10 protein-coding genes are annotated in these 14,508 nt (G+C 57.0%); 7 read left to right on the forward strand and 3 right to left on the reverse strand.

Annotated features, from left to right (window positions below; translation table 11 throughout):
- A complete protein-coding gene (locus J7399_RS08755; RefSeq protein ID WP_209085371.1) occupies positions 1-1,227 on the reverse strand; it encodes an aminotransferase class I/II-fold pyridoxal phosphate-dependent enzyme in 1,227 nt (408 codons plus the stop codon).
- Between the two features lie 312 nt (positions 1,228-1,539).
- Between J7399_RS08755 and J7399_RS08760 the strand changes: the two genes are divergently transcribed.
- The 4 genes from J7399_RS08760 (at position 1,540) to J7399_RS08775 (ending at position 7,401) form a co-directional block, all read left to right on the forward strand.
- Entirely contained in the window at positions 1,540-3,318 is a 1,779-nt protein-coding gene (locus J7399_RS08760) for an ABC transporter ATP-binding protein (RefSeq protein WP_209085373.1), read from the forward strand.
- Positions 3,319-3,382: 64 nt separating this feature from the next.
- Complete coding sequence (locus tag J7399_RS08765) at positions 3,383-5,215, forward strand: ABC transporter substrate-binding protein (protein WP_247742842.1); 1,833 nt, start codon at positions 3,383-3,385, stop codon at positions 5,213-5,215.
- A 9-nt stretch (positions 5,216-5,224) separates the two neighbouring features.
- The gene (locus J7399_RS08770) at positions 5,225-6,253 is read left to right on the forward strand and encodes an ABC transporter permease (RefSeq protein ID WP_209058579.1); all 1,029 of its coding nucleotides are present in this window, start codon (positions 5,225-5,227) and stop codon (positions 6,251-6,253) included.
- Positions 6,250-7,401 (forward strand): ABC transporter permease, encoded by a 1,152-nt coding sequence (locus J7399_RS08775; RefSeq protein ID WP_209058584.1) that lies wholly within the window; start codon positions 6,250-6,252, stop codon positions 7,399-7,401. The genes J7399_RS08770 and J7399_RS08775 overlap by 4 nt, the downstream gene beginning before the upstream one ends.
- Positions 7,402-7,458: 57 nt before the next feature.
- Here the strand turns inward: J7399_RS08775 and J7399_RS08780 are convergent, their stop codons facing one another.
- Positions 7,459-7,923, reverse strand: a complete 465-nt coding sequence (locus J7399_RS08780) for a J domain-containing protein (RefSeq protein ID WP_209085379.1) — start codon at positions 7,921-7,923, stop codon at positions 7,459-7,461.
- 129 nt (positions 7,924-8,052) lie between these two features.
- Positions 8,053-10,476 carry a mechanosensitive ion channel family protein gene (locus J7399_RS08785; protein ID WP_247742813.1) on the reverse strand — a complete coding sequence of 808 codons (2,424 nt, stop codon included), beginning with the start codon at positions 10,474-10,476 and terminating at the stop codon, positions 8,053-8,055.
- A gap of 208 nt (positions 10,477-10,684) precedes the next feature.
- On the opposite strand from J7399_RS08785, the gene J7399_RS08790 reads away from it, so the two are divergent.
- The 3 genes from J7399_RS08790 to J7399_RS08800 are packed head-to-tail and all read left to right on the forward strand — an operon-like array spanning position 10,685 to position 14,505.
- A complete protein-coding gene (locus tag J7399_RS08790) occupies positions 10,685-12,001 on the forward strand; it encodes a nucleotide sugar dehydrogenase (protein WP_209085387.1) in 1,317 nt (438 codons plus the stop codon).
- Positions 12,002-12,037: 36 nt separating this feature from the next.
- Positions 12,038-13,261, forward strand: coding sequence for a glycosyltransferase (locus tag J7399_RS08795; protein WP_209085390.1), 1,224 nt, complete (start codon positions 12,038-12,040; stop codon positions 13,259-13,261).
- On the forward strand, positions 13,258-14,505 hold the full coding sequence (locus J7399_RS08800) for a glycosyltransferase family 4 protein (RefSeq protein WP_209085392.1): 1,248 nt from the start codon (positions 13,258-13,260) through the stop codon (positions 14,503-14,505). The genes J7399_RS08795 and J7399_RS08800 overlap by 4 nt, the downstream gene beginning before the upstream one ends.
- The last annotated feature ends 3 nt before the right edge of the window (positions 14,506-14,508 follow it).

Genomic DNA, 14,508 nt, shown 5'->3' on the forward strand with positions numbered 1-14,508 from the left:
TTATTCCGCGCTCATACGTTGCCGCAAAGCTGCGGCAGCCTCAGAAGCCTTCGCGACCGCATCGATCACGCGATCCAGATCGGCTTCGCTATGGGCGGCGGAGATGAAGAACCGGATGCGTGGCATGTCTTTGGGCACGCCCACATGCACGACAGGCGGCGCATAGATGCCCTGTTGCATCAGGGCTTCAGCGACAAAGACGCAATCTTCGGGCGTTTCAAACAGGATCGGAACAACGGCCTCACCGATGGCGGTGCCAGTGTCCAGGCCTGCTTCGGCCGCCTTGGTGAGGAAACGGCGCGAGTTGGCGCGCAGCTTGGCAACGCGGCTCGGCTCATGCTTAAGGAGGTTCAGCGCTGCATGTGCGCTGGCAACCGTCGCCGGAGGCAGACCTACGGAGTAGACAAAGCCTGGAAGGCAGAAGCGCATCCACTCAATGACGTCGGCATTTGCAGCAATGAAACCGCCCGAGGATGCGAAGCTTTTGGACAGTGTTCCAATAGCGATTTCCACTCGGTTGGGATCTTCGCCGAAGTGTTCACAAAGACCGCGGCCGGTTTCGCCGAGAACGCCATAGGAATGGGCTTCATCCAGCAAAAGCCACGCGTCATAGGCGTCTTTCATATCCAGCAGACGGGGCAGGTCGGTGATGTCACCGTCCATGGAGAACAGCCCATCGGTGCAAATCAGCACACGCCCGTGATCCGCGCGGTGTTCGCGCAGAATGCGCTCCAGATCATCCAGATCGTTGTGTGCATAGGTCTCAAAGCGTGCTTTTGTGCCACGTGCGCCCATGATGATGGAGTTGTGGGCAAGCTCATCGACAATCACGAGATCGCGCGGGCCAAGCAGGAGGCCAACCACGGAGACATTGGTGAGGTAGCCCGAGATCACTGAAAGCACGCCGCCGACACCGAGGAATTCGGCCATGTCGTTTTCAAGCGCACGATGGGCGAGCCGTTCACCGCCTACGAGACGGGAGGCGCCCACGCCCGTACCCTGCGCATCAATGGCCTCTTTGGCAGCACCGGTCGTTTCCGGATGATGCATAAGGCCGAGGTAGTCATAGTGCGACATGGACAGGAAACCATGTGGCCATTGTTCTGCCTTTGCTTCCAGATCATCGGTCGGAACAAAATAGGGATGTCCGTTTTCGATCAATGCGCGGCCGCTCAGGCGAAAACGGCGTTCAGCAAAGGTGAGGAAGCTGGTGTTTTTGGTTTTCATCCAAGTCTCCGCAGCCTGCGCTGCGCTTATTTTTTAGAATTCAAAAGTGAGGCAATAACGCGGCCTCCGCGATGGGCTGGTCACGAAATTGCAATATGACCGCTTCGTGGCATCCGGTCCAGCACAATGCAAGGGCAGAATTCTTCGGGCGCATTGCTTTTGCGCTTGTGTGGCTTGCTGAACGCCATTTGGGCAGATCGTGAACAGAAGCTGTTTCTAGATGCTTGCTCCGACAAGAATAATCATGTTCAGATGAACCAGAACACGCCGCCGCAAGGTGGATTAAAAAGAGCGTGGCAGGGGACTATTGCTTTGACAGCACTATTAACTGTGCGAAATCTTACAATTGGCTTTGAAAAAGCCAAACCTGTGGTGGATGACGTCAGTTTTTCAGTCGCCGCCGGAAAGACCCTCGCGCTGGTCGGTGAAAGCGGGTCGGGGAAGACCTTGAGCTGTCGCGCGGCGTTGCGGATTTTGCCTGCGGCGGCCCAGTTGCGCGGTGGTCAGATCGAGTTTGCGGGACGTGGCGGAGATGCGCCGATCGACATCACCAATCTGAGCGAGCGCAAGATGCGCAGCATTCGCGGCAATCGGATTTCGATGATTTTTCAGGAGCCGATGCGCTCGCTGTCCCCGCTCCACCGTATTGGCAACCAGGTGTCTGAAGCGCTGAAGTTGCATCATGATTTTGACGCGGCCAAGCGCAAGAAACTGGTTCTTGAGAAGTTTGAACGTGTTGGCTTCCCAAACCCTGAACGCGTCTACAATTCCTATCCGTTTGAGCTCTCAGGTGGGATGCGCCAGCGTGCTATGATTGCGATGGCGATGGTTGGGCGGCCTGATCTGCTGATTGCGGACGAGCCGACAACCGCGCTTGATGTGACAACGCAGGCGCAGGTTTTGGGGTTGATCAAGGATCTTCAGGCTGAGACCGGCATGGGGGTGATTTTGGTGACCCATGACCTTGGCGTGGTGGCCAATATGGCGGACGATGTGGTGGTGATGAACCGTGGCCGCGTCATGGAGGCGGGGCCTGCCCCCCTTGTCCTGCGCGATCCGCATCACCCTTACACGAAAGACTTGATGGCAGCGGCACCGGAAATTCCGGCCACGCCGGCAGATCGACCAGATGAGGAGGAACGCGACTACATCCTTGAGATGCGGGACGTGAACAAAACCTATGAGCTTAAGGCCTCCTCACCTTGGGGTGCCAAATCCGTGGTAAATGCCGTCCGAGGTGTGGACTTCGGGGTCGAGCGCGGCAAAACACTGGCGGTAGTGGGTGAATCCGGATCCGGTAAAACCACATGTGCGCGCATGGCGCTCGGTGCGGAGCGTGCGGATAGCGGCGCCTCGATCCTGTTTCGCGCTGAGCCGGGTGCTGAGCCGGTCAACCTTCAGGATCTGAACCGCGCGGAGCGTCTGGCGTTTCAGCGCAAGGCTCAGATGGTGTTTCAGGACCCCTACAGCACACTTAATCCGCGTATGCGGGTGAAAGATGCGCTTTGTGAACCTCTGGAGATTCACAACATTGGATCTCCGTCAGAGCGTGTTGACCGTGCCGTGGAAATTCTGCGCTGGGTCGGGCTGAATGAAAACATGCTCACGCGCTTTCCACATGCCTTCTCCGGGGGGCAACGCCAGCGACTTTCCATCGCGCGTGCATTGATGCTTGGGCCGACGTTTCTGGTATGTGATGAGCCGACATCAGCACTGGATGTTTCTGTTCAGGAGCAAGTGTTGCGCCTGCTTGAAGACATTCGGGACCGCCTCAACCTCAGCTACCTCTTCATCAGCCATGATCTTGCTGTTGTGGCGCGGATAGCGGATGAAGTCGCGGTAATGCGCGCAGGGCTTGTGGTCGAACAAGGTCCGCCAGAGCAGCTCTTCTATAATCCGCAACATCCCTATACCAAGGCGCTCATTGCGGCTCAGCCTGAGCCAGATATTGCGCGCCCCATCAACCTCAAGATCGTGGCACAGGGGGCAGGCGCGCCTTCCAGTTGGCCCGATGCTTTCCGCTTTGACGGTGTGAATGCGCCGCCGTTGCGAGAGACCGAGCCAGGACACAAGGTGCGTTACCATGCCTAAACGACTGATCACAGCTGGCCTTTTTGCGGCCTGTTCTTTGCTGGGTGTCCACGCTGCCTCGGCGATGGAGCTACAGGAAAGCGGCTTTTGGCAATCAGATGTTTCTGCCGGAAATTTGCCGCCGGTTGCAGAGCGTGTGCCAAAGGCGCCAAAGACCGTAGATCTGTCTCTGCGCAACCGGGAGTTCGGCAAGCAGGGTGGCACTTTGCGCACCATGGTCACGCGCTCCAAAGATGTTCGGCAAATGGTTGTGTACGGCTATGCGCGGCTTGTGGGCTACAACGAACGGTATGAATTGGTCCCCGATATTCTTGCGGGTCTAGACAATGAAGACGGCAAGAAATTCACCATGCGCCTACGCCCCGGCCACAAGTGGTCGGACGGTCATCCGTTTACATCTGAGGACTTCCGCTACTGGTGGGAGGATGTTGCCAACAATCCGTTGCTGTCCCCTTCAGGTCCCGTCGATTTCCTGAGAGTTGAAGGAGAGCTGCCAAAGGTCAGTTTCCCCGATGCACATACGGTTATCTATGAGTGGAGCAAACCCAACCCGCAGTTTTTGCAGATGCTGGCCGAGGCGCGCCCGCCGTTCATCTATCGCCCTGCGCATTTCATGAAGCCGTTCCATGCGGACTACACGGATGAAGAAGAGCTGAGTGAGCGGCTTTATGAGGCGCGTGTGCGCAGTTGGGCCGCGCTGCACAACCGTCAGGACAATATGTATAAGTTCGACAATCCGGATCTGCCTACGCTGCAGCCTTGGATCCTGGCGACGAAAGACGGCAAAAGCCGGTTCCTGTTTGTCCGCAATCCCTTCTACCACCGGATCGACAGCAATGGGGTGCAATTGCCCTACATCGATGTTGTTGAAATGCAGGTGGTTGCGCCGGGTCTTGTTGCTGCGAAGGCAAATGCGGGCGAAGTGGATCTGCAGGCGCGTGGGCTGGACTTCAAAGACACGGCGATCCTGAAAAAGGGTGAGGCGCAAGGCAACTACAGCACCATGTTGTGGGGCAACGGCACGGCCAGTCAGATCGCGATCTATCCCAATCTGAACTACAACGACGAGGGCTGGCGGGAGACGCTGCGCGATGTGCGTTTCCGTCGGGCGCTGTCTCTGGCAATCAATCGCAAGATCATTAACCGCGGCCTTTACTTTGGCTTGGCCAAACAGGGTGGCATGACGGTTTTGCCGGTGAGTCCTTTCTTCAAAGAGAAAAACCGCGATGCATGGGCCATTCGTGATCTGGATCAAGCCAATGCTCTGCTGGATGAAATGGGCCTCGATAAGCGCACCAAAGAAGGATATCGCACGCTGCCCGATGGGCGCCCCGTATGGGTGGTGATCGAGACGGCAGGCGAGCGCCAAGAGGTTGAAAACGCGCTGCAGATTATCACTGACAATTGGGCGGAGATTGGCGTGAAGCTGATCATGCGCCCCTTGGAACGCGATATTTTGCGCAATCGGGTCTACGCCGGAGAAACCATGGCCTCCACGTGGTTTGGCTGGGACAACGGGCTGCCGCAGCCATACACCTCACCGGGCTATCTTGCGCCGTGGGATCAGGCGTTCCTCTCTTGGCCGAAGTGGGGGCAGTACCATCAGACACATGGTGAAGTTGGTGAGGCCCCTGATCTTCCTGCCGCGATTGAACTGAACGATCTCGCGCATCAGTGGACACAGGCCTATACGTCGGTGGATCGCGCTGTGATCTGGCAGCGTATGGTGGATATTCATGCTGACAATGTTTTTGCCATTGGCCTGTTGAACGGCGCGCCACAACCGGTTGTTGTGTCCAATCGCTTGCGCAATGTGCCGGAGAAAGCCATTTGGGCTTGGTCTCCCGGTGCCCATTTCGGGGTGCATCGCCCCGATGAATTCTTCTTTGCGGAATAGGAGCAAGGAATGGCTCTGCTGCGGTTCGCGGTTTTCCGGTTTTTGACCATGCTTGCGACACTTCTGGTGGTGTCGGTGTTGGTGTTTGTCATCATCAACCTGCCGCCGGGGGACTATCTGTCCAATCAAATCAACGAGCTGCGCGCGACCGGGCAATCCAATGGGATCGCCAAGGCGGAGTTCCTTCGGCAGGAGTACTCACTCGATCAACCTTTGTGGAAGCAATATCTGATCTGGGCCGGGTTCATGCAGGGGCCGCATGGTTTTGCGGGGCTTTTGCAGGGCGAGTTTGGCTGGTCCTTTGAGTTCGACAAGCCGGTGGCTGATCTGGTCGGCGGTGCGCTTTGGATGACGGTGCTGGTCAATCTGGCTGCGGTGCTTTTCATCTATGCTGTGGCGCTGCCGCTTGGCGTTCTGGCTGCGGCGAAATCCAAAACCTGGATTGACTATACCTCTGCGTTCATTGGCTATCTTGGTCTCGCGACGCCGAACTTCTTGCTGGCGCTGATCCTGTTTTATTACGGCAACCGCTATCTCAACCTGCCGATTGGTGGGTTGATGGATCCGCAGTTCGAAGGTGAACCGATGAGCTTTGAGAAGATGAAGTCGGTTCTGGTCCACTTGATCATTCCAACCTTTGTGATTGGCACGTCAGGCGCGGCGGCGATGATGCAGCGGCTGCGAGCGAACCTGCTTGATGAACTAGGTAAACCCTATGTGGAAACAGCGCGGGCCAAAGGTATGAGCGAGCCGCGTATGCTCACCAAATATCCCCTTCGCGTGGCTTTTAACCCATTTGTGGCCGACATCGGCACGCTTTTGCCTTCACTGGTCTCCGGTTCGGTTCTGGTGTCTGTGGTTTTGGGGCTGCAAACCATCGGGCCGCTGCTGCTGTCAGCGCTTAAGTCGCAGGATCTGTTCCTGTCCGCTTTTGTGTTGATGTTTGTGGCGCTTCTTACGCTGATTGGCACGCTGGTGTCCGATCTCTTGCTCGCGCTGCTTGATCCGCGCATTCGATTTGGAGGGCGGGAGCGATGAGCATTCAGCCAGACGGGCGTTTTGTCGATCAGGCCCCTTATAATCCCGAAGCAGCGGCAGAGGCGCGCAGCGCCGAGTTGGATATGTCCAACGCGCGGTTGCTGTGGTTGCGCTTTAAGCAACATAAGCTTGGCTTGATCTCAGCCATTTTTCTGCTCCTTGCCTATCTGTCGCTGCCTTTTGCTGGCTTCATTGCGCCTTATGGGCCCAACGAACGGTTGGAAGATTACATCTACGCCCCTCCGCAGCGGATGCATTTCATTCATGACGGCCGCTTCATTGGCCCGCATGTCTATCCGACCACGGCGGAAATGGATCTGGAGAGCTTCAGTTGGAAATATGTGCCGGATACCGACACACCAATGATGCTTGAGTTCTTCTGCGAAGGGGCTGACTATAAGCTCGCAGGGTTCATTCCGGCCAACACGCATTTCTTCTGTGCTCCGGAGGGAGCGACCCTGTTCCTCTTTGGTGCGGATCGATTGGGGCGCGATGTGTTTTCACGCATCCTTTATGGCGCGCAGCTTTCGCTGACCGTCGGGCTTGTGGGTATCACTGTTTCCTTTGTGATCGGGATCATTCTGGGTTCGATCGCTGGCTATTTTGGCGGCTTTCTGGATTGGTTCATCAACCGAGTGATTGAAGTCTTGCGCAGCCTGCCAGAGCTGCCCCTGTGGCTCGCGCTGTCGGCGGCTGTGCCCTCTCACTGGGGGCCTGTGGCGGTGTTTTTCATCATCTCGATCATCCTTGGTATTCTCGACTGGCCGGGCTTGGCCCGTGCTGTGCGCTCCAAATTCCTGAGTTTGCGCGAAGAAGAATTTGTGAAAGCCGCTGAGATGATGGGGGCGAAGCCAAGCCGGGTGATCAAAAAACACCTTTTGCCCAACTTCCTCAGCCATCTGATCGCCAGCGCGACGCTCTCGATCCCGGCGATGATTTTGGGGGAAACGGCGCTGAGCTTCTTGGGGTTGGGGTTGCGCGCGCCAGCGGTGAGTTGGGGCGTCATGCTGAACGATGCGCAGAACCTTGCGTCGATTGAGATCTATCCCTGGACGGCGATTCCGATGCTACCGATCGTGATTGTGGTTTTGGCGTTCAACTTCTTTGGCGATGGTTTGCGGGACGCAATGGATCCGAACCGAAGCTAAAACTGAAAGAGGGTGGTTTGGACCGCCCTCAGCGCTTTGGGTTAAGTCGCTATAGCTTTAGTGGCAGACGGAAAAGAGTGGACGCCGGGCGGCTGCGCTCAGTTTGCGACGGGTTTCTTCAAAGAGAGAGGAGGCTGCATTCACCAGAGTCTGCTCTTCGCTATTCCACTTGGTCTCAGGTTCCTGTGGCGCTTCCGGTTCGGGCTGAGGTTCTTCCGCCTTTTCACGTTTGGTATTGGTTTGCGCGCGTGGTTTGGACTTGGCTGAACGACGTGCCTTTTCTTTCTTTTTGCCCGTTTCTTGGGGCATCTCTTCCGCTTCAATCTTTGCGCGGTGATAGGCTAACGCGTCGAAGGCTGCGTTGATGTCAGCCATGCGTTGGCTGGCTTCTTCAGGGTCGTCTTTGGCGAGGTCCGGATGGTAACGTCTGACAAGTTTGCGCCATGCGGAGCGCATCTCCTTGTCAGAGACATCCGGAGTCACTTCCAACAGCTCATACGCGTGCTCAATCTCAGGCGACATTCCCCCCCCTTCGCGGCCCGATCCCATGGTCCGCAACAAATCCCACCATTTTGCTAGCGCATTTACCCTTTGTTTAAAAGCGCAGACGGGGCAAATGGTTAATCGTGGGGTGCTGACGCAGTGGCGCTATCAGCGGTCATCGCCGCCGCCGGAAGCCTCTTCCAGCGCATCTTCGTCAATGGCCGCTTCCACTGCGCCCACAACGGCGTCGCGTTGTTTGGGGCTCAACTCTTCGCCTTTGTCATCATCAGCAATCCGCACAGTGACTTCGCGGTGGGCAAATTTAATGCCTTCGCGCGCAAAGAGCTCGCGGATTTCCTGATAGACCTTTTTGCGCACCAGCCATTGATCGCCCGGTTTGGTCATGAATTTCACACGAATGATCATCGCGCTGTCCTGCATCTCGATCACGCCTTGTGATTTCAGCGGCTGGATGAAGTTGTGGCCGATCACCGGATCATCGAGCAATTCGACGCCGAGCTTTTTGACCAGCTTGCGCACCCGCTCCACGTCGGTGTCGTAGGTGACACGGAGCTTGAGTTTCATGATCACCCAATCGCGGGAGTAGTTGGTTAGATACTGGATTTCGCCAAAGGGAATGGTGTGCAGCGGCCCCAAGTGGTGGCGCAGTTGGAAAGACCGGACAGAGATCTTTTCGACCGTGCCTTTGACAGAGCCAATGTCGATGTATTCGCCTTTGCGGAAGGCGTCATCAAACAGGAAGAAAGCGCCGGAAAAGATATCCCGCACCAGGGATTGAGCGCCAAAGCCCACGGCAAGGCCGATAACACCAGCACCGGCGAAGAGTGGGCTGACGTTCACTCCCATTTCCAAGAGCGCGATCAGAACGATGGAGACCACGATGATCACCAGAATGAAGCTGCGGAACAGCGGAAGCAGCGTTGCGAGGCGGCTGGCACCGGTTGCGCCCCCCTCATCACCGGGCGTTGCGCTTACAGCATCTCCGCCCTCATCTTTGATTTTTGTGTCCACCCAGATGCGGAAGGCATGAAACACGATGTAGCCAATGAAACAGATCACAGCCACATCCAGCGTCTGATCAAAGATATTGGTCTGGACCATCATTTCTTCGGCGCCAAAAATATTGACCGCAGCATACAGGCCGGAAACAAGCGCCAATATCCCCGCAATCCGGCGCGCAAGGTCTTCAAAGGTGTGAATGCTGCTCGATTGCATGCGTTCCTGAAACGCACGCAGTTCGGCATCATCATCTTCGCTTTCCATGATGTCGCCGTCCAGAACCGGACTGGACACCGTCTCTGTTGCTATGCCGTCAATGGTTTCCTGTGCAGCTTCGGCGGCCAAGCGGGCGGCTTCCTGTTCCGCCTCAGCACGTTCCGCCGCTTCATTGGCTGCGCGGATTTTGCGGGCGCGGTCAAAGTAGCGCTCGATGATGAAGTTGAAGGCCGCATAGACCACAATTGTGGCCGCGAAAATCATATAGGCGCCGGCGATTGGCGGGATCGACAGCTCATTGCCCAGCACAATGTCAAAGGCCTGCTCGGTGAAGCCATAGATCACGTAAAGCAGGAAAACAGGCGCCCAGAGTGTGCTGATCAGTCGGATGGGCAGGCTTGCTTGAGGGAGGGCTTTGCCATTGCGAATGGCGTTTGAAATGGCTTCGCGGTTCACCACCACCATCGCGAGGTTGCCAATCGCAAAGACGCTCAGCAAAACAAGCGTCATGGCTGCAAAGACATCGTAGTTCAGGCCAAGTTGCTTCAACCATTCCCCGAACACTGCGGTACAAATGTTGAGAGCACCAAGCGTAAACATCCAGCGGTGCAGGCGTTTTGCATCGCGTGTGGAAAAACTAGGGATACGATACTGGTCCAGATAGGGCGACAGGATCATGCGCCAGATCAGCGCGACAATACGGCTGAGGGCGTAGGCCACAAAGATCGAGATCAGCGTGAAGCGGATGGCGCTGTCTTCTTCACCTCCGATGACCGCTGTGATGATGAAGCCGAGAATAGCGGCCACAACCATGGAAAACGCCACGCCAATCACCCCGCCGACAAAGCGCACCACGAGGAACGGCAGCTTTTCGGAATAGCCTAGCGGTGCTTTTTGCACCATTGGCATCACAAAGCGGGCCGCAATTTTTGGGCCGTAGATTCTGCGCTCGGCAAGGGCGCCAAGCAGCAGGAAAACCAGTGACCACAAAAGGGTTCTGACAAAGGCCATGATGGTGCCATCAGGGCTGGAGGCGCGCAGGATAAAGCGGACCTCGTTGATGGCCGCGGGCAGGGCCTGCAAGCGCTTGAAAAAGATGCTCCGCACTTCATCGACTTCTGATTGCGCGCGCATGATAAGGGTGGCGTCGTCATTGGAGGTGCCGGAAGTTTGCGCAGAGCTGCTGGAGGCGCTACTTGCGCCGACAGTTTGCGTAGATCCGTCAGGTTGCAGGATGATGACTTGCATGCCGGTATTCGCTGCTTCCTGCAAAAGTTGGCTCATGGCCGCGTTTTCTTCGGGCGCGGCGCTTTGAGCGGTGCTGGGCAAAAGAGAGGTCGCTTGAGCTGTTGCCATCAATGGCATCAGTAAAATGATGAAGATCATTGCAAACAATTGGCGCAACATGGCGAATAACCCTCTCAAATCAGTCTTCTTTTGGTCTAGCCTTTGAGGCGGCGTCACGCAAATGAGATCATCTCACGTGTGTGGGTGTGGGCGAAACCACGCAGCCAGCGCGTTTTGGCGTGACAAGGGGTGGCAAACAGTTTAGCGGCTGAAACCAATGATAAAAGGTGCAGGCGAGCGGAAGGACCGGTTACAGGTGACCCTCAACACATCAGAAAAAATCGCTGTTTTGGGCTTGGGCTATGTGGGCTTGCCTTTGGCTCTGGGCCTTGCACGCGCCGGATTTGAGGTGGTTGGCTTTGACACCAATGCCAAGCTGATTGCAGGGCTAACTTCTGGGCGCGATCCAAACGGCGAGGTGGCGGCTGAGTCACTGGCGCAGACCGCTGCGGTTTTCAGCGACGCCTCGGACGCGCTGAAAGGCTGCACGGCCTTCATCCTTTCAGTGCCGACGCCGATCACGGATGCAAAGGCACCTGACCTTGGCCCGGTACTGGGCGCTTGTGCGACCATCGCGCCGTATTTGACTGCAAATGCCTTGGTCGTTTTGGAAAGCACCGTCTACCCCGGTGTGACCGAGGAAGTTTGTGGTCCTGCGCTGGCGCAGGCCAGCGGGCTGGCAGCAGGCAGCGAGATCAAGCTTGCCTATTCGCCGGAACGTGTGAATCCGGGAGATGCCGAGCACACGCTGGAAAATGTGGTCAAAGTGGTGGCGGCTCAGGATGCTGAAACCCTTGCCCGCGTTGAGGCGATCTATGGACCTGTGATCAAGGCTGGGCTGCACAAGGCCAGCTCGATCAAGACGGCAGAGGCGGCAAAGGTCATCGAGAACACGCAGCGCGATCTGAACATCGCTTTGGTGAACGAATTTTCGCTTATCTTTTCCCGTATGGGACTAGACACTCTGGAAGTTCTAGAAGCTGCGGGCACCAAATGGAACTTCCTGCCATTCAAGCCAGGTCTTGTGGGAGGGCACTGTATCGGTGTCGATCCTTACTATCTGACCTTCCGAGCGGAGCAACTGGGCTATCACCCTGAGGTCATTTTGGCGGGGCGTCGGATCAATGATCACATGGGGCGTCATGTGGCGCAGGAGATGATCAAGGGCATGCTTGCCAAAGGCACCAACCCCTCGGGCGCACGTGTTTTGGTGATGGGGCTTGCGTTCAAAGAGAACTGTGCCGACACGCGCAACACCCGCGTGGCCGATATTGTGGACGAGCTGAAGAGCTACAGCGTGGCCGTTGATGTCTGGGATCCCTGGGTCGATCTGGAGGCGGTAAGCGCCGAATATGGCATCACGCCCATTCAAAAGGCTGAAAGCGGCGTCTATGACGGAGTTGTCGTGGCCGTTGCGCATCGCCAATTTGTAGAGATGGGTGCTGCTGCAATAAGAGACCTCGGAAAGCCCGAGGCATTGCTCTACGATATCAAAGGCGTATTGCCCAAATCCGAGTCGGATTTGCGGTTGTAACGAAGGGTGAGGCACGATTTGTCAGAAGCGCATTCGATGAAAGGCAACTTGGCGGCCAATGCGTCTCCGCGTGTGCTGCTGTATAGCCACGACACTTACGGGCTGGGCCACTTGCGCCGCTCGCGTGCCCTCGCGACCGCGATAACGCAGGCGGACAGCCGTATCTCTGCGCTTATCCTGACTGGATCTCCTGTGGCAGGGCGATTTTCCTTTCCCGACAATGTGGACCATATCCGCCTGCCCGGTGTGACCAAAACACTGGATGGGAACTACGAAAGCGAGCGCCTGGGTCTTCATATCGACGAAACCACTGCGCTCCGCGCCGGATTGATCAAGGCAACTGTCGAACACTTCGATCCAGATGTGCTGATTGTGGACAAAGAGCCGACCGGCTTTCGCGGTGAGCTGTTGCCCGCACTGGAATGGTTGAAGCTGAAGCGCAAGGCGCATTTGATTCTTGGTCTGCGGGATGTGCTGGACGAGCCCAATGTGCTTGCGGCCGAATGGGCGCGTAAAGGTGCCGTTGAGGCAGCGGAGCGATACTATGATGAGACTTGGGTTTACGGCCTACGCTCGATTTATGATCCGACAGCGGGCTTGGAGCTGACCCAAGAGTTTCGCGATAAAATGACCTTCACGGGTTATCTTCAGCGAGAAGCTTTTAGCGACGATGAACCCCCGTCTGAACCGTATATCCTCGTCACCCCCGGTGGCGGCGGTGATGGCGCTGGCATGGTGGACCTGGTGTTGTGCGCCTATGAGGCGGATCCGGATCTCTCCCCACGCGCGCTGTTGGTTTATGGGCCGTTTCTGTCTGGCGAAGTGCGTGCAGATTTTGAGGCGCGCGTGGCCAAACTGGACGGGCGCGTGCATGCGGTCGGCTTTGACAGCCGCATGGAAACCTTGATGCAAGGTGCGCAGGGCATCGTGTCGATGGGGGGCTACAACACTTTTTGCGAAGTGCTCTCCTTTGACAAACCTGTGGTGATTGTCCCGCGCACCCGCCCGCGTATGGAGCAACATATCCGCGCGAGCCGCGCCGAAAGCCTCGGCTTGGTGCGCATGCTGGATGAGCGTCGTGATGGTTTTACGCCCGAAGCGATGATCGCCGCCATTCGCGGCATTCCGCATCAACCGAAGCCGAGCGGTGCCTTTGTGCCGGGGCTTCTTGACGGGCTGAATGTAGTGTCTGAGCGAACACTTGCCATGTTGGGGCTCTCTGAGCCAAACACAAAGCCGCAAACACAAGGCGTCGCATGACTTCTCAAAGACCGAAGGTGGCGGTGGTGGTCAAAGGCTGGCCCCGCCTTTCAGAGACGTTTATCGCGCAGGAATTGGTGGCGCTGGAAGAAACTGGCTATGATATGGCGCTTTGGTCGCTGCGGTTTCCCACAGACAAGAAACGCCATCCGCTGCATGATCGTTTGAAAGCGCCGGTGCATTATCTGCCGGAATACCTGCACCAAGAGCCCCTGCGCGTGTTGCGCAGCGTCTTGGCAGGCATGTCCAAGCCAGAGTTTTGGAAAGCTGCGGCCATTTGGCTTAAAGACTTGCGGCGGGACATCTCGCGCAACCGTGTGCGTCGCTTTGGGCAAGCCTGTGTCTTGGCGCGGGAATTGCCGCGCGATATTGATGTCCTCTATGCCCATTTCATGCATACGCCTGCGTCTGTCACGCGCTATGCCGCGATCATGCGGGATTTGCCTTGGTCGGTCTCAGCCCATGCCAAAGATATTTGGACCTCACCCGAATGGGAGAAACGGGAGAAGTTGCAGGCGGAAACGCATGGCGCGGCCTTTCTGGCGACCTGCACAGGCGTGGGGGCGCGTCACCTGAAAGAGCTGGCAGATCGAGATGACCGCGTGGAATTGGTCTATCACGGGCTGGACCTGATACGATTTCCAGAGCCCCCGAAGCCTCGCGAACCTGATGGGATGGTACGCTTTCTTTCCGTAGGGCGGCTTGTGGAAAAGAAGGGTTTTGATCGTTTGATTGCGGCCCTCGCGCTGCTGCCTAAAGATTTGAACTGGCGATGGGAGCATATCGGCGGAGGTGGATCCGGCGCGGTTTTGAAGGCGGAAGCGGAACGACTGGGTATCGCGGACCGCATTGTCTGGCGCGGCGCGTGTGACCAGCCCGAGGTGATTGAGGCCTTGCGTGCCTCAGATGTTTTTGTGCTGCCAAGTCGCGTTGCTGTGGATGGGGATCGGGATGGCTTGCCCAACGTGTTGATGGAGGCCGCGAGCCAGAAGCTGTGCCTGCTTTCCACGCCGGTATCTGCCATTCCGGAGTTCATCACTGATGGGGAGCATGGCGTGTTGAGCAGTGATGCTCCGGAGGCTTTGGCTGAGGCGATGGAGCGATTGGCCCGTGACCCGGCACTGCGCGCGCAGCTGGCCGAAGCGGCCTATGTACGGCTGACAACGTCTTTCTTGATGCAGCCGGGTATTGCGCAACTGGACGCGCGGTTGCAAGCTGCCGTGACGGCGGATCAGAGGGGGTAAAGC

Source organism: Shimia sp. R9_1, from assembly GCF_017743775.1.
In the GTDB taxonomy this organism is placed as follows: domain Bacteria; phylum Pseudomonadota; class Alphaproteobacteria; order Rhodobacterales; family Rhodobacteraceae; genus Shimia.